At 45.2% G+C, this 15994-nt stretch carries 14 protein-coding genes; 2 read left to right on the top strand and 12 right to left on the bottom strand.

The features are described from left to right. Positions 1–23: 23 nt before the first annotated feature. The 3 genes from GM612_RS00655 to GM612_RS00645 all read right to left on the bottom strand — a co-directional run bounded on the left by GM612_RS00655 (position 24) and on the right by GM612_RS00645 (position 3450). Entirely contained in the window at positions 24–1718 is a 1695-nt protein-coding gene (locus GM612_RS00655) for an oleate hydratase (RefSeq protein ID WP_155430452.1), read from the bottom strand. A gap of 293 nt (positions 1719–2011) precedes the next feature. Beyond that, on the bottom strand, positions 2012–2878 hold the full coding sequence (locus GM612_RS00650; protein ID WP_155430451.1) for a DegV family protein: 867 nt from the start codon (positions 2876–2878) through the stop codon (positions 2012–2014). A 131-nt stretch (positions 2879–3009) separates the two neighbouring features. After that, a complete protein-coding gene (locus GM612_RS00645; protein WP_155430450.1) occupies positions 3010–3450 on the bottom strand; it encodes a MarR family winged helix-turn-helix transcriptional regulator in 441 nt (146 codons plus the stop codon). Positions 3451–3610: 160 nt separating this feature from the next. Between GM612_RS00645 and GM612_RS00640 the strand changes: the two genes are divergently transcribed. Then, a complete protein-coding gene (locus tag GM612_RS00640) occupies positions 3611–5335 on the top strand; it encodes an NFACT RNA binding domain-containing protein (RefSeq protein WP_155430449.1) in 1725 nt (574 codons plus the stop codon). A 222-nt stretch (positions 5336–5557) separates the two neighbouring features. Here the strand turns inward: GM612_RS00640 and GM612_RS00635 are convergent, their stop codons facing one another. The 7 genes from GM612_RS00635 to GM612_RS00605 form a co-directional block, all read right to left on the bottom strand. Then, the gene (locus tag GM612_RS00635) at positions 5558–8080 is read right to left on the bottom strand and encodes a carbamoyl phosphate synthase preATP-grasp domain-containing protein (RefSeq protein WP_155430448.1); all 2523 of its coding nucleotides are present in this window, start codon (positions 8078–8080) and stop codon (positions 5558–5560) included. 4 nt (positions 8081–8084) lie between these two features. Beyond that, positions 8085–9155, bottom strand: coding sequence for a carbamoyl phosphate synthase small subunit (locus tag GM612_RS00630; protein ID WP_155430447.1), 1071 nt, complete (start codon positions 9153–9155; stop codon positions 8085–8087). A gap of 26 nt (positions 9156–9181) precedes the next feature. Then, on the bottom strand, positions 9182–9718 hold the full coding sequence (gene pyrR / locus GM612_RS00625) for a bifunctional pyr operon transcriptional regulator/uracil phosphoribosyltransferase PyrR (RefSeq protein WP_155430446.1): 537 nt from the start codon (positions 9716–9718) through the stop codon (positions 9182–9184). An 88-nt stretch (positions 9719–9806) separates the two neighbouring features. Then, positions 9807–10727 (bottom strand): RluA family pseudouridine synthase, encoded by a 921-nt coding sequence (locus GM612_RS00620; RefSeq protein ID WP_155430445.1) that lies wholly within the window; start codon positions 10725–10727, stop codon positions 9807–9809. Then, positions 10720–11178, bottom strand: a complete 459-nt coding sequence (gene lspA / locus GM612_RS00615) for a signal peptidase II (RefSeq protein WP_343031747.1) — start codon at positions 11176–11178, stop codon at positions 10720–10722. The genes GM612_RS00620 and lspA overlap by 8 nt, the downstream gene beginning before the upstream one ends. A gap of 154 nt (positions 11179–11332) precedes the next feature. Then, a complete protein-coding gene (locus tag GM612_RS00610) occupies positions 11333–12991 on the bottom strand; it encodes a formate--tetrahydrofolate ligase (RefSeq protein ID WP_155430444.1) in 1659 nt (552 codons plus the stop codon). A 21-nt stretch (positions 12992–13012) separates the two neighbouring features. Further along, positions 13013–13405 (bottom strand): EbsA family protein, encoded by a 393-nt coding sequence (locus GM612_RS00605; protein WP_343031746.1) that lies wholly within the window; start codon positions 13403–13405, stop codon positions 13013–13015. A gap of 34 nt (positions 13406–13439) precedes the next feature. On the opposite strand from GM612_RS00605, the gene GM612_RS00600 reads away from it, so the two are divergent. Continuing rightward, the gene (locus tag GM612_RS00600) at positions 13440–13844 is read left to right on the top strand and encodes a reverse transcriptase-like protein (protein ID WP_155430442.1); all 405 of its coding nucleotides are present in this window, start codon (positions 13440–13442) and stop codon (positions 13842–13844) included. Here GM612_RS00600 and GM612_RS00595 read toward each other — a convergent pair. Both GM612_RS00595 and GM612_RS00590 read right to left on the bottom strand, forming a co-directional pair. Further along, positions 13841–14953 (bottom strand): NAD(P)/FAD-dependent oxidoreductase, encoded by a 1113-nt coding sequence (locus GM612_RS00595; protein WP_155430441.1) that lies wholly within the window; start codon positions 14951–14953, stop codon positions 13841–13843. The two genes, GM612_RS00600 and GM612_RS00595, sit on opposite strands and share 4 nt — an antisense overlap. 275 nt (positions 14954–15228) lie before the next feature. Then, positions 15229–15831, bottom strand: coding sequence for a nitroreductase family protein (locus GM612_RS00590; protein WP_155430440.1), 603 nt, complete (start codon positions 15829–15831; stop codon positions 15229–15231). Positions 15832–15994 lie beyond the last annotated feature (163 nt).

Genomic DNA, 15994 nt, shown 5'->3' with positions numbered 1-15994 from the left:
TTACACTGGCTGCTCATCAGCATCTATGAAAACATCTTTTTTGTAGCTCGAGCTAAAGTCTTGATATCCTTGTCATAGCGAGGTGTGGAGACTAGTTTTGACATTGGAATTCCAGTAAAGTGATACGCGGCAATTTCTCCGGAACGCACCGCACTTTGTTCCGTAAAGACCATTTGGTAAGGCTGCTCGGCAAATTCGCCGGTGAAGGCTAAATTTGTGCTGTGGTCTGGGATGACTTTCGGCCGATCAGTCTTTGCTCGATTATTGAACAGAGCTGAAGCGTATGGCATATAGGCTGGAATGTTATTAACAATGCTATCCATAATGGCGTCTTTTTTATCCATAATGTTGCCAGGACCTGGATCGACCTTCGAAAGCTGCCCAATCAATTCTTCAGCCATTTCTTTACCGGTCATTTTAATGTAGGGTTTTTCAACAAATTCGCCATGCCGACGTGGGTATAAGAAGTATCCCCAGATAACGGATTCGTTAGGCTTCTGGGTAGTAAAGTGTGGCTGATGGTGAACAACAATCGACATATTCACATCTTTTTGTCCCAGCTCGGTGATTGGCTGTGTCGAAAGAAACGAATTCAGGGCGTTCCCTGGTACCTGCGTTGTGATGCGGGTAATCTCATTTAATAACAAATGGTTTTTGGTGGTCAACGTAAAACTGACCCATTCGCTGGCAATTCGATCCGCAAAGAACTTGTCTGGATTGCCAAGGTTATAAAAGTGCTCAGTGGCTTTTTTCCAGAGGCTGGATGCGGCACCATAGTCCATATTCTCTTCAGCCGGAGTATTGAAATCTCCAATAGTGGCTGAGTCGGTGATGGAGCCGTTGGTAAAGATAACGGCTGTTTGTTCATCCACATCAACCGTTTCCTCTTCACCCGTTTCAGTATTAGTCATCACGAGTCCAGTAACCGTGATCTCATCTTGCAGCTTGGTGTTTTTAAAGTGCCAATCGGTTACCCGGCGATTGAGAACAAATTTGCAACCCTGATCCTTCAAATAATTGATCAGCGGTAACATAATGCTTTCAAATTGGTTGTAACGGGTCCGGTTAACCCCTACCAAGTGTTCAATTTGTGTAAATTCGTAAATCATTTGGTGCATGTAACGTCGCAGTTCCTGAGCTGAGCTTTGAATTCGAAAGGCAAATGTGGTTTCCCACATGTACCAGAAATTAGTTTGGAAAATGTGTGGATCTTCTTCAAAATAATCAGCAATGGTGACGTTATCTAACCGTTCTTCTTCACTGTCTGGCATCAAAACTAGCTTTGTCAGCAAAGAACGATCCTTATTGCTGAGACCTAACTTGCCACCGTTAATAATCCCTTTACCGCCCTCCATCAGACGTGCCTTATCAAAAGTTCGATGGTGGGCATCGAAGTTACGGGTATCCTCGGCAGCCGTCATGCCTGTTTCAGTAGCGGATGGAATTCGTCCTAGCAGATCCATCAGGTCTACATAGGTGCGATAATTTAACATTCGTCCACCACGGGCAATAAAGCCTTCATGATTCTCGGTCGGATGATTTTGATTCCAGTAGTCATCCTTTGCGTGCTCTGCATCATCACCATCATTTGAACCATGATCATCAATTGAATAAAAAGTGATTTGACTGCCAGCCCAATGTGCTTCTTGAATGAGGTAAACTGCGCTGGCCATATTTGCCAGTCCGGCACCAATCATAATTGCTTTTGTCTTAACCATGAATAAACGCCTCCTAGTTGTCTGTTATCGATTCATCTTAATTATAAAGCGCTGACACCAAAAACAAAATGCTAGAGTGGAGATTTTAATCTAATCATTAATTCCTTGATAAGTCATGGAAAGACACAAACATAATGGACAGCATTTCAAAAATTGGTTAAAAAAGCATGCTGAATAGGATATACCCTTTAACCTTGACAAAGCCACCAAGAAAGTTAGTTTCTAAAGCCACAAAAAAAGCCTCAATTATCACTGAGACTTTCATAATCAATATGATAATAGCAAAACATTAATTACGCTTTATTGGTATCAAGCAACCAGGCTAATGCCAGCGCCTTTTCACCCAAATGAGTCCCAATGACGGGGCCAAAATAACTATGTTCAATCGGAATTCCGGGAAACTTTGTCTTGATCTGCTTGACCCAGTTATCGCCGCCTTCAGGATCATTACCGTCGATTACCAGTGCGCGTAAAGGATAATCGACCTGTGACACGGCGTCCGCAAAAATATCCTCAACTCGCAACAGCGCCTTTTTGCGGGAACGGACCTTTTCAAAGGCAACAATTTCGTGACTCTGGTCATCAAAAGTCAATAGCGGCTTGATTTTTAAAATACTACCAATGAAACCTGAAGCGTTTGAAAGCCGGCCACCCCGGACTAGGTTTTGCAAGTCATCCACGACAAACACTTCATCGATTGTTGCCCGAACTTCATCTAGTCGCTTGATGATGGCATCAACATCTTGGCCATTAGCTGCCATTTTGGCCGCTTCAATCGCTAAATACCCCATCAGCTTAACCGTAATTTGTGAATCGTAGACGACCACGTGGGTATTGGTTAAATGTTCGTTGACTTGTCTTAGTGAGTTAACAAACCCGGAAATAGTGCTTGCTAAGTGAATGCTGATAATCGTGTCATAACCTTCATCGCCAAGCTTCTGGTACAGTTCGATCATCTCACCAAGTGGCGGTTGCGAAGTGCTTGGAAAGGATTTCGAGGTACGTAGTTTCTCCCAGAATTCAGTAGCAGTGATATCGACCCCTTCATTATAAGAACGACCGTCAATCACCACTGGTATGGGAACAACGTGAATGTGATAGCGTTCAACGTCTTCTGCCGATAAATAGCTGGTACTATCAGTGACGACAGCTATTTTCATTGTAAACACCCGTTTCTATTTCAGATTAATTGCTGGATAAAAATGTCTGGGATTAATTGTAACGAATACGAGTGCCGAAAGCAAGGAAGCATTATTGTAAGTCATTAATGCTTGTAAGCTACAATTGACCACTATTTCTGCTGTTCAGCTAAAAATCCGCTGGCCCGGTCCAAACTGCGGTTTAAGCGGTTTAACATAATCTTCATCATTTGCTGCTCATCTTCTGGCCAGTAATGGAAAACAGCATCAATTAAAGCATCATAACCTTGGTTGATATTTTTCAGAGTCTCTTGTCCCTTTAGTGTTAACGCATACTCTAGCTGACGCCGATCTTTACCAACGGCAGTCTTACTGGCTAATTCCTTTGTCGTCAGACTTTTTAACTGCCTACTAAGTGTTGAGGTGTCAAGTTGCAGTGCATCTGCCATTGAATCCTGCGTGATGACTTTGGCATCGATCTGGCGTAGCAGGCGCCATTCAGCAATGGTAACGTGATAATGGCGTGTGATTTTAGTTGTTTGGACCTGCAATGATTTGGCAGCCAAGCTTAAATTATCCAAAATTCCCTCCAAAGCAGGTACCTCCTTTAAATTTAATTTACTTGTATTATACATCTTTTTAGTTTAAATACCTACGGATTGCATTAATTAATTCTAGTCGATCTGCTTTACTCTGCGTTGAAACACCGGTATACTAGTAATCGTGTGAAAAAAGAACGAAGGAAGTGAGACCATGTCATTTGATGGTGCATTCACCCACGCAATGGTCGGTGAACTTGATCGGCAACTTAATGGTGGTCGGGTATCAAAAATCAATCAGCCTTATAATAATGAAGTTATTTTAACCATTCGGGCAAATCATAAGAGCTTGCCCCTATTATTATCAGCCAACCCAACCTTTGCGCGTATTCAAATTACGGATATTCCCTATGTGAATCCGGCAACGCCAACTAACTACACCATGATGATGCGTAAGTATCTGAGTGGTGCGATCCTGACAACAGTTAGTCAAGCCGCAAATGACCGGGTCGTTTACCTCGACTTTACGAGTCGAAATGAACTGGGAGACCAAGTTGCTCTGCGGTTGATCATCGAAATCATGGCTCGTCACAGTAACGTGATTTTAGTTGATTTGGCTTCGATGACGATCCTGGACGCTATTAAACACGTTGGTTCAGATCAGAACCGCTACCGGACATTATTGCCTGGCGGCCACTATATTAATCCGCCGGCTCAGGATCTGATCGACCCCTTTCAGCCAGAAGCAAAAGAACGGGTGGTTGAATTAGTTCGTGATTATCCAAATGAAGACGTCCTGGCTCAAGAACTGCGACATAATTATCAGGGATTAGGACAGGATACCGGGCTGGCACTGGCTAAAGCCCTTCATCAACCAGGAAAGCCTGAACAAAATTTCTCAAACTTTTTCGAACGTTTTAATCATCCGGACCCGACTTTAGTCACGGCAGCAAATGGCAAAACAGCATTTAGCGCCTTTCCCTACCAACAAGACGAAGTTTCTAGCCGTTCCTTTGACTCGCTGAGTGCCATGCTTGATTTTTATTATCAAGACCGTGCGGAACGAGATCGGGTTCAACAACAGGGCAGTACCCTGATTCACGTGGTTCGTAACGAACTGAAAAAAAACCGGACAAAGCTCAAGAAGTTGCAATCAACTTTAAAATCCGCAGAGGGAGCCGATGAATTTAGAATCAAAGGCGAACTGTTAATGACCTATTTATCCCAGGTTAAACGCGGTATGACAAGTATTACGTTACCTAATTTTTACGAAAACGAAAAACCTTTAAATATTGCCCTGTCAAATCAGATCAGCCCTTCTCAAAACGCCCAAAAATACTTTAAGCGATACAATAAAATGAAGAATTCGGTCACTTACGTCAATGACCAATTGGCCAAAACTAACGCCGAGATCGACTACTTGGAAAATGTCAGCAGTCAAATCGAACTGGCGGCGCCGAAGGACCTGGTCGATATTAAGCTGGAATTACAGCAAGGCGGTTATTTACGAGATCATGAACAGCATCGTAGCGGAAAGAAGAAGCGACATCAAGTGTCAAAGCCAGAAGTTTTTCAGGCTAGCGATGGCACAAAAATTGAAGTTGGCAAGAATAACCTACAAAATGAAAAGCTGACGTTACACAGTGCGGCTAAGACCGACTATTGGCTACACGTGAAAAATATGCCTGGATCACACGTCATTGTCCACGACCCAGACCCCTCACAGACCACACTCTTGGAAGCTGCAAACATTGCGGCCTACTATTCCAAGGCACGACAATCGAGTTCCGTTCCGGTAGATTACGTTCAGGTTAAAAAAATTCGGAAACCAAATGGCACTAAGCCTGGCTTCGTGATTTACGAAGGTCAGCGGACCCTGTATGTCACGCCTGATCGTGAATTTGTTGAAGGGCTCAGTCCGACAAATCAACGGGCTTAAACTATGCGGCTTACTTAATTGGAGCTCAATCCAAGTTGGTTAACCCAAGCTTTTGAAGGATTGAATCAAACTGACTGTTTTTTATTTAGACTTAAATGAGATCGTGCCGCTTATTAGAATCAAGAAAGCGATACCAGATGAAATTTCCAAGCTGAGGAAGTCATCTGGTATCGCTTTTGTATTTAAATGATGTGACGATTCGCCGTCATTTTAATGCCCTTTTTATTCATCAGGTTCTGGATCTAAGGTTCCAAAACTGATCCTTGCGCCGACTTCTTGAGTCGTCAGCCCGAGCTGATCTGGCAGCTGGAGTTGTTTGAATGGGAAAGTGCCTCGCATTTGGGAACGACGATCTGAGCGGATATCAATGTCTAGTTTAGCAATCAGATCCTCGTCAATTTCTCCCAATGCTTGTCGAACCAGCATTCTGACCCAGTTGATCCCAGTAACCTTATTCAAAAAAGCAATCGTCGTCAAACGGGTTGGCCGGACACCCACAAAAACTGGGGGCTGAGAACCATTAGTTGTATACAGCAGTTGCACCATTCCAGTTCGTTTATGACTAGCTAGATATTCATTGGCGTGATCAAGCAATTGGCTCAACTGTTGTGGATTCACACTGGCAGGTGCTCGCATAAGCGTGATCTGTGCGAGAGTGGTTGCAATTCCTTCATCTGAACGCAAGTCACTTGCTAAAATCGGCACCACGTGATGTTCAGTGACAAATAGATCTAAGCCAATGGTAGCGTGATCCGTAAGCAGTTCACTGCGGCCTTCTTGATCGGGTGGTAAAACCGAAACCGGAAATTTTCGGCGACGTAATTCGCGGGTGAGAAAGTGTCGGTTGCCAGGAACAAAAATTCGAACCGGATGTTCCATATTGATCACGTTCATAATGTCACCCAACTGAACAGGATCAATGATCTGTTTATCCGTCAGCATGGAAGTTAATGAACCCGCGTTAGGGTTAGTATTCATAATAACGGTTTCATAACCTGATTTATGCAACTGCTTTAACATCTCGGCAGTGAAATAATCGGCCGAAGCGTTAGGCCCCAACTGATTGCCGCCACGTCCCAATACGAGCACGGTGTGATCAGAAAGCTGTTCACTTTCGTTTTCAAATTCAAAGGTGCTGTAATAACCGGTTGGTGATTTAAGTAATTCTCCAGCAGAAGGTTCAATTCCCTTATAAGTGGGTAAAATGTTATTTCCGCGACCTATTGAGCGGACGGTATCAATGTCTACTTGCCACATCCGAGCAATCATACCATCACCAAAACCATAGTAACGACCCTGCTTTAAAGCTAACGGATCCAGTGGATGAGATTGGACGTTTTCTCGAACGTCCAAAATATGCTGTAAAATGACAAAGTAAAACGGATCAATTTTGGTTAATTCAGTCAGCTCATCGACTTGATAACCACGGCGAAGTGCTTCAAGCAGCACTAATATCCTGCTAGACCGCGGATGAATCAATTGCGAGATGATCTGAGAATCACTGAGATCACTCATTGATGGCAGCTCATCCTTAGGGCTAAACTGTGACGAACGAATGGCTTTTAAGATTGCTTCTTCGGTGCTTCGGCCAATGCCAATCGTAGAGCCAACGGATTTCATGACCGTTCCCAGGTGCTGATCAGCATTGGGGACATCTTCAAACGGCCAAATCGGAATTCGAACCACCACGTGATCTAGACTTGGTTCCAATAACGCGGTTTGTTTAAAATGATAGATATCAGGTAAGCGGACTTCTGTTAAGCGCTGATTTAAATAGAGGTTAGCAGCGACGTAAGCAATTGGATACCCAGTTGCACAAGCCGCTAGTGAAGTCCCGCGATCATTGTAAGGTGTGACCTTGGTCACGTAAAAATTTTCCGGATTAGTCTGTAACGCAAAGTGCGTGTGAACCACACCAGTAAAATTAAACTGATTGTTGATGGCAAATGCAGTATCGCGTAACTCCTGATATTCCGCGTTACTTAAAGTCAAAGTTGGTGTGACCACCATCGAATCCCCAGAATGAATGCCGATTGGATCAATGTTTTCCAGACCGGCAATCAGGACCTGCGTGCCCATTGCGTCGCGAACAGAGACTAGTTCGACTTCTTTATAACCAACGATACTTTGCTCGATCACACACTGTTTAAACCGCGACCACGAAAAGCCCCGGGTCACAGCACTGATCAATTCAGCTTCACTTTCACACAGGATTCGGTTCGTATCAATTCGTGGCGCAATCGGTTTAACAATGACCGGATAACCAATTGACGCAGCCACGTTGACTGCTTCATCCAAAGTGCCAACCGTTTCAGAAGCAATTATCGGCACGCCGACATGCTTCAAAACACTATTGAGACGGTCGGGATTATTAATATCCATAATGGCATTGCCTGGAATGCCTAGGGTCTGAACGTTGTTATCCGCCAGCACCCCATTTTCTTGAAGTTCTTGAATGACACTGATTGCCAAGACACCACCAACGGTTGGCAAAATTGCGTCTGGGTGTTCCTTTTCAATGATCCGTTGGACGTTATCAGCGGTCACCGCTTGAATAAACATGTTGGTAGGCTGAACACTTTCCAGAGCTGAGGAAAATGGATTATTGTCAATTAAGAGCGGTCTGATCCCCTGCTTCTTAAAGGCTTGAATCACTTGTACACAGGCTGCATCCAACTCGGTTTCGTGACCAATTTCAGTGGGACCACCACCGATTATGAGTATTTTTTGAATTGCATTATCCATCTCATCACTCCCGTGTGCCCATAGTCTCCATAAATTCATCAAATAAATCAACGGAGTCATTAGGTCCTGGCGCCCCATCCGGGAAAAATTGCACTGAAAACGCTGGGTAGTCCCGGTGCCGTAACCCCTGAATCGAGCCGTCAACTAAGTCCACATAGGTGGTAATTAAACGGTCGCGATCAACGGAATCGGGATCCACGACGTATTCTTGTCCTTCGGTGGCGTAAATAATTTCATTTGTGATAATCGTTCGAATTGGGTGGTTAGCTCCGTGGTGGGCCAGCTTTAATTTTTTCACTTCTGACCCGTTCGCCAGTGCAAATAATTCATGTCCCAAGCCAATGGCAAAAAGCGGGATTCGTTCCTCAATCGTGCGAATCATATCCAAAACACTCTCAGGTAAGTCCAATGGAGAACCCGGGCCAGTTGACAGCAACACGCCGTCTGGATCCAGGTTGATCACGTCTTGAGCAGTCGCGTCCCATGGCAACACCGTCACGTTACAGTCGCGCTTTGAAAGCTGTCGCAGGATCCCATGTTTTAGCCCAAAATCAATCACCACCACGTTATACCCCTGATTAGGGTTCGGATAAGGTCGCGGCGTAGCAACTTGGGCCACCTGCTGGTTGGTCAGGACGGTCGCGTGAAGCTGATCAAATGCATGGTCATCGGCCACGTCAACAATGCTGCCCTTGATCGTACCAGTCTGCTGCAGTTGTCTAATCAGGTGACGGGTATCGATGCCGCTAATTCCTGGAATATTATGCTGCTTCAAAAACTGATCTAGGGAAAGTGAACGCTGCCGATTCTTAGAAATATCAGTGACGTCGCGTACCACCATTCCCTTAGCAGTCGGTAATATTGATTCGTAACTATCGTGAGAAATGCCGATGCTACCAATAATTGGCTGAGAAAAAACGATGATTTGATTGTGATAGATCTGGTTAGTGACGATCTCTTGATAACCCAGCATACTGGTATTGAAGACGACCTCGCCCGTTGTCGTAGCGCCAGCACCAAAACCGATACCTGGATAAGCTGAACCGTCCTCCAATATTAAAAAGCGTTGTGCCATCTATATCATTCCAATCTCTGCTGCATTTACCGTTCAATGATCTCGACGCTATCGTGACCATCGATCTCACTGACTGAAACCTTGATTCGCTCGTGTTGCGAACTGGGGATATTTTTACCAACGAAATCTGCGCGAATTGGCAGTTCCCGATGACCGCGATCTACTAGGACAGCCAAGTTAATTTGTTTTGGCCGACCCAAGTCCATGATGGCGCTCATTGCCGCCCGAATCGTCCGACCCGTATAGAGGACATCATCAACTAAAATCACCTTTTTATCAGTCACTGGAAAATCAATTTTTGAAACGGTCACTTTCGGGTCGTTTTCGATTGCATCGTGTTCGATATCATCCCGGTATCGTGTCACGTCCAATTCACCCACCGGAACAGTGGCGTTTTCCAACTGTTTAAGACGATCAGCAATTCGTTGAGCCAAGTAGATCCCACGGGTCTTGATTCCAAGAATCACTAGGCCATCAATGCCCTTATTATGTTCAATAATCTCGTAAGTAATTCGGGTCAATGCCCGTTGCATTGCCATTGCATCTACGACTACTTTTGCCATGAGTGGCCTCCTATTTATTTTTGAGTTTAGTGGAATCAATCATTGCATTTAACTTAAGAATATGACGGAATTTAGTGGGGTGCAAGTTTTACCGTTTTAGACCGGGTGTCTGTTCGCGCAACCGGTTAACCACCCGCTGAAAATCATCTGGTAACGGCGCTTCAAACACTAACTGTTTACCCGTTACCGGATGCTTAAACCCTAGTTTAGCGGCGTGTAAAAATTGACCGGAACCTGAAATCGTCTTGCGGGGTCCGTACAGCGGGTCACCAGCTAGCGGATGACCGATTGATTTCATGTGCACCCGAATCTGGTGTGTACGTCCCGTTTCGAGCCAGCAGGCAATCAGTGTATAGTTCAAATAGCGTTCAAGTACCCGAAAATGTGTTACCGCATGCCGGCCATCAGCCACGATTGCCTGCCGCTTTCGATCCTTTGGCGAACGGCCAAGTGGCGCATCGATCACGCCAGTATCCTGCTTGATCACTCCGTGTACCAGTGCGATATACTCCCGCAGATTGGTTTTATTCTTAAGCTGCTTTGCGAGTGAGCGGTGTGCATTGTCATTTTTGGCGACCATCAATAGGCCGGAAGTATCCTTATCGATCCGATGAACGATGCCGGGCCGGTAGGTACCATTGATCGTTGATAAGGGTGAATGGTAGAGCAACGCGTTGACTAAGGTGTGATTCGGATGGCCTGGTGATGGATGAACCACCATGCCAGCTGGTTTATTGACCACGATCACATCATCATCTTCATACACAATGTCTAACGGAATGTTCTCCGGTTCCAAGTCCAAGGAAACGGGATCCGGAATGGTGACTGTGATCTGATCGTTAGCCTGAACTTGATACTTCGGTTTCTCCAGTTTGTCATTCACCAGCACCCGGTCTTCATCAATCGCTAGCTTAATTTGCGAGCGACTTTCATCAGGCATCATCTGACTCAGCACTTTATCCAGCCGACCCGTTTGATCTGTGATTTCAAGCTGGACTTTTTTAGCCATGGTGCGCCCCCGCTGAATCTTCAAAAAACAGGACGACCATGATCCAAATCACACCGATCGTTAGACAGCTGTCAGCAAAGTTAAAAATCGGAAAATTAACAAAATCCAGTTGAAACATATCGACCACAAAACCGTTGATCAGCCGGTCATAGAAATTACCGAGCGTGCCAGCAATCATAAACGCAAGACCAATTTCATAATGCCAGTTTCTACGGTACCTCACAAAAAACCACAGCATCACCGCTAAAGCAACCAGTGAGATGATGATAAATAACCACTGTTGGCCTTCCAGCATGCTCCAAGCGGCGCCATCATTGCGGATGTAAGTCAGGGAAAGAATTCCCGAAACGACAGTATGCGAGCCGCCCAACGCAATGTTTGCCACCACCAGATGCTTGATCCACTGGTCGGCAAGAAATAAGATAATAATTAATACCGTACTAAGCCCAATTAACACGTTGGCAACTCCTTTTATTCGGTGAGATTCATAAGCTAATGCCTAAGTAGTCACAGCTCATTTCGATAACTTCCATTATAGCAAAAAAAGCGGTCGATAGACTAATTAGACTACCAAATCGCTTATTGATCCGTAATTATTTTTCAAATTAGAATAGACCGGTAATTTTACCGTCGGCATCGATGTCCATATTTAACGCCGCGGGATGCTTTGGCAATCCAGGCATCGTTAAGACGTTGCCAGTCATCGCCACAATGAATCCCGCCCCTAGTTTGGGTACGAATTCGCGGACGTGAATTGTAAATCCAGTTGGTGCACCCAAAGCTTTGGCATTATCGGAAAGTGAATACTGGGTTTTGGCCATGCAAACCGGGAGTTTATCCCAGCCAAATTTAGCAAACCTTCGTAATTGCCGCTTAGCCTTAGGTTCAAGAACCACATCACGGCCACCGTAGATCTTTTGCACGATTGCCGTCATTTTAGTCATCAAATCGTCATCTGTTTGATACAACTGATTAAACGTGTGTGGTTGATCGCAAGCTTTAACAACGGCATCCGCTAGGTCAAGCGCTCCGCCACCACCGTTAGCCCAAACCGTCGTATCGTAGGCCGGAACGTGCAGTTCATTTTTGATGAAATCTAAGAGCTGGTTGACTTCCGCATCCGTATCCGATGTAAAGCGGTTTACAGCAACCACAACTGGCACGCCGTACTGGCGCATACTTTCCACGTGACGTTTCAGATTAACTGAGCCAGCTGCAAGCGCCTCTAAGTTTTCAGTTTCCAGGTCGTTTTTATCGACTCCACCGTTGTATTTTAAAGCCCGAACCGTCGCTACGATCACCACTGCATCAGGGGTTTTACCCAGAACTGGCGTTTTGATATCCATGAATTTTTCGCCACCGAGATCCGCACCAAACCCGGCCTCAGTCACCACGTAATCTGCTAGTTTAAGGGCTGTCTGAGTTGCTAAGACCGAGTTACAGCCGTGCGCAATGTTCGCAAATGGGCCACCATGAATAATGGCTGGCGTCTTTTCTAGGGTCTGCACTAGGTTAGGCTTAATGGCGTCTTTCAGCAGCAGGGTGATCGCACCGCCAACCTTCAAGTCTGCCACAGTTACGGGCTGTTTTTCATAGGTGTAACCGATCACGATTTGATTGATGCGCCTCTTTAGATCCATTAGGCTTTTACTCAAGCATAGCACCGCCATGAGCTCGCTGGCCACGGTGATATCAAAGCCGTCCTGCCGCGGGACACCCGATGTCCGGCCACCTAAACCGATCACCGTTTGACGCAGTGCGCGATCGTTAATATCTAACACACGCTTCCAAATAATTTGGCGCGGGTCAATGTCTAGTTCGTTGCCCTGCTGAATATGGTTATCGATCAGCGCAGCCAACGTATCATGTGCTTCAGTTAAAGCGTGCATGTCACCGGTAAAATGCAGGTTGATATCCTCCATTGGCACAACCTGCGCATAGCCACCGCCAGTCGCGCCACCTTTCATCCCCATTACGGGACCGAGTGAAGGTTCGCGCAGTGCAATTGCGACTCGCTTACCCTGACGCTTCAAAGCATCGCCTAAACCAACTGTGACCGTTGATTTACCCTCACCAGCGGGTGTCGGATTGATCGACGTCACTAAAATTAGTTTTGATTTAGCAATATCACCCTTCACCGGTAACTTAATCTTGGCTTTAACAGCACCATAGGGCTCGATTTCATCACTTGAAAGGCCCAGTTGGTTAGCTATTTCGGTAATTGGAGCCGGTGTTGCTGCTTGTGAAATTTCGATATCGTTCAAAAAAACAACCTCCCTGACAAATTAAATTTGGGTTTCTTTAATAATATTACTCAGTTCAATCGTTGAATTGACTGGCATCAGGAACTGGTAGATCTTACCGGCGTAAATAAACCCAAGCCGGTATTTGGAGACGTGCAGATTCTTGACGTCTTTCAATTCAATATTGACCCAATTATGGTTAATCACTCGACTGACGCGGATCGTACCGTTATCGAGATAAATATGGCGAAAATGCACTTGAGCCCAAGTTAACACTAAAAAGATGGCGCCCAAAAGGTAGGCGATCCACTGTAAATTGGACGACACTTCCAAACCAATGATCAACGCTAAAAATAGCAAACATAGCGTCCAGCTCCACAGTATAATGCTACTGAGTGGACCAGGCTGATACAAAAATTTACGTTTTTGATTTATGATAGAATTACCTCATTTCGAAAGGTTTGATTCGATGTATACGCTCTATACTGACGCTGCTACCGATACTGATACGGCCCAAAGTGCTGCCGGAATTCTGATCGTTCACGCCGGGCAGCAACAACAATTAAAAGCGGTTTTACCAAATGGTGATAATCATCATGCGGAGTTCTACGCCGCTTTAGCTGGTTTTGACGCCCTCTTAAAACGGCTTGATAATCCCCAAAGCGTTTCCGTTCGGTACTTTACCGATTCGAAAATCGTCGCGGACAGTCTCGCAAAAAGGTATGCTAAGCACTATCAGAAGTTAGTTGATGAACTGCTCAGCAAACAAGCTCAATTTAACTTAGTGATCAACCAATGGGTACCGGAAAAACAAAATCAAGGTGCTCATAACCTTGCTCAACAAGCCCTACGACAACACCGTGAAGCTGATTAGCTGAGGTAAGTACTCAGTGGTTTTTCATAGTTTGACCAGTCAGGCGTGCCACCATAGATCAGCGTACCAGCCAGCAAACGGCCGATCAGCGGTCCAGTCGTCAATCCAGACGCACCTAATCCGCTGGCAACGAGTAGGTGTGGGTGGCTTTGCAGCCGACCAAAGAAGGGTGCAAAGTCAGACGTGTAAGCTCGAGTCCCCACCTTCGACCGGATGATATTATCCGCTGACAGTGAATCAACGAATGCTTGTGCACTTGTCATTAAGTCCTGGGTTGCCTCAGGGGTAATGCTGAGATCGAATTGACCTTCATCGTCGTGGGTCGCGCCCACAATCAATTTACCCTGACCAAATGGAATGATGTCTCGTTCGCCTTCAGGCATCATCACCGGCATATTCTCCTGGTTCGGAAAATCGGGAATCGAAAGCTCCAGTAACTGACCCTTTTGTGGCCGCACATCAACGTTGATCCCCATCGGTTTAAGCAGCTCATTGATCCAGGGACCAGCTGCAATGATAACCTGATCGAATCGTTGCGGTCCCATCGACGTGATGACTTTGCCATGGTCATCAAGTTTAACGCGTTCCCGCTTGACTATTAGATTAACCTGCTGGGCTTGTGCCAACAGTTTCTCCACCAGAGCTGCACCATCAACTCGGGCACCGCCACTAATGAAAATGCCAGGTTGTGAACGGGTTAAAAATGGCATCCGCTGCTTGACTTGCTGTTCATCGAGCTGTTTTATCTCACCCATGTCAGGGGCGTCTTCGCGGCGTTCCTGAGCCAATACGTAAAGGTCGTGAAGATCTTTTTCATTGGTCCGAGTCACGATGGTACCCGTCTGGTGGTAAACATCCGTTGAGAGATTTGCCCGACGAGCTAGCGTCATCAAGGTTGTTGCCCCATCTTTAGCAAGTTGGTACCACTGCTGATTTCGTCGTTTTGACAACCACGGGGAAATGATACCAGCCGCTGCACTGGTTGCTTGGCCGACACCATCATCATAGAGCGTCACATTGATTTGGTCACCACCGGGTAAAGTGCTGAGATAATAGGCAGCGCTGGCTCCCACGATACCGCCGCCAATAATTGCAACTTTTTTGTTCATCTTGCTTACCACACTCCTGACATGAGATTAATAATTCATAGCTTAATTCTAGCATATTATCACTGTGACCCGTTAGTTAGGCAACAATAAATTTAGGTAAAAATATCCGCCGCAATTTACTCGCTGATAGCCCTTTGATACCGCAAAATACAGCGGTTTAAAGCATTAATTAAAACGGTTTATATTTATAAAAAACGTCAATCCCAGCAGTAGGAATTGACGTTTTTTTGCGGTACTTAAATTGATTTTAACGATTACACTTTACTTGTGACGAACTAGTTAAACACCTTAAAACGGTCGCTGTCAGCCATGAATTCTTTTTGGCCAGCTGGAGCTTCAATAGAACCAAAGTCAAGCTGGGCACGTAACTTCCAGTTATCTGGAATATTGAAGGCTGCTCGAACTTCATCATCGATCAGTGGGTTGTAATGTTGGAGGTTGGCACCCAATCCATTTTCAGCGAGGGCAGTCCAAACGGAAAACTGTGCGCTACCTTGTGCCTGTTCTGACCAATCAAAGAAATTATCAGCGTACAGGGCAAAGTCGTTTTCAAACCGGTGGACGATATCCATGTCAGTAAAGAACATCACGGTACCATAAGCTGACTTGAAACCGTTGATTTTCTCCAAAGTTTTTTGGTAAGCTTCCTCAGTGGGAACTTCAGACTTTAACCGTTTGCCAACGATGTCCCATAACTGTTCGTGACTGTTTCCAAATAAAATCACAGCACGAGTTGTCTGGTTATTAAACGATGTTGGGGCCCACTTAATATTATCCTTGATCAAGGTAGATAATTCGTCGTCACTAGCAGATACGTTACGACCTAAAGCGTAAATTGAGCGGCGTTGCTTTGCCAAATTCAAAAGTTGTTCTTGCATTAAAAAATTCCTCCAGTTGTGTAAGTCGATTTGTTAACAATAAAGAGTATACCAGCTTACTTTTAGTAAGTAAAATCAAAAAGCCATTTCTTTTGTTAAAAATGAATGAGTTCTTTTTTAAACCGTCGTAAAGCACCTTTTGTCATGCCAGCCAACATGCTAC

Origin of the sequence: Secundilactobacillus folii, from assembly GCF_009720675.1 — a bacterium.
In the GTDB taxonomy this organism is placed as follows: domain Bacteria; phylum Bacillota; class Bacilli; order Lactobacillales; family Lactobacillaceae; genus Secundilactobacillus; species Secundilactobacillus folii.
The sequence above is the reverse complement of the archived record's forward strand: the minus strand, read 5'-3'. Positions and strand labels throughout refer to the sequence as shown.

Excerpts from the sequence above, each read along its gene's own strand:
- GM612_RS00655 (WP_155430452.1), bottom strand. The coding sequence starts at position 1,718 with ATGGTTAAGACAAAAGCAATTATGATTGGTGCCGGACTGGCAAATATG.
- GM612_RS00650 (WP_155430451.1), bottom strand. The coding sequence starts at position 2,878 with ATGAAAATAGCTGTCGTCACTGATAGTACCAGCTATTTATCGGCAGAA.
- GM612_RS00640 (WP_155430449.1), top strand. The coding sequence starts at position 3,611 with ATGTCATTTGATGGTGCATTCACCCACGCAATGGTCGGTGAACTTGAT.
- GM612_RS00635 (WP_155430448.1), bottom strand. The coding sequence starts at position 8,080 with ATGGATAATGCAATTCAAAAAATACTCATAATCGGTGGTGGTCCCACT.
- GM612_RS00630 (WP_155430447.1), bottom strand. The coding sequence starts at position 9,155 with ATGGCACAACGCTTTTTAATATTGGAGGACGGTTCAGCTTATCCAGGT.
- pyrR (WP_155430446.1), bottom strand. The coding sequence starts at position 9,718 with ATGGCAAAAGTAGTCGTAGATGCAATGGCAATGCAACGGGCATTGACC.
- GM612_RS00620 (WP_155430445.1), bottom strand. The coding sequence starts at position 10,727 with ATGGCTAAAAAAGTCCAGCTTGAAATCACAGATCAAACGGGTCGGCTG.
- GM612_RS00600 (WP_155430442.1), top strand. The coding sequence starts at position 13,440 with ATGTATACGCTCTATACTGACGCTGCTACCGATACTGATACGGCCCAA.
- GM612_RS00595 (WP_155430441.1), bottom strand. The coding sequence starts at position 14,953 with ATGAACAAAAAAGTTGCAATTATTGGCGGCGGTATCGTGGGAGCCAGC.
- GM612_RS00590 (WP_155430440.1), bottom strand. The coding sequence starts at position 15,831 with ATGCAAGAACAACTTTTGAATTTGGCAAAGCAACGCCGCTCAATTTAC.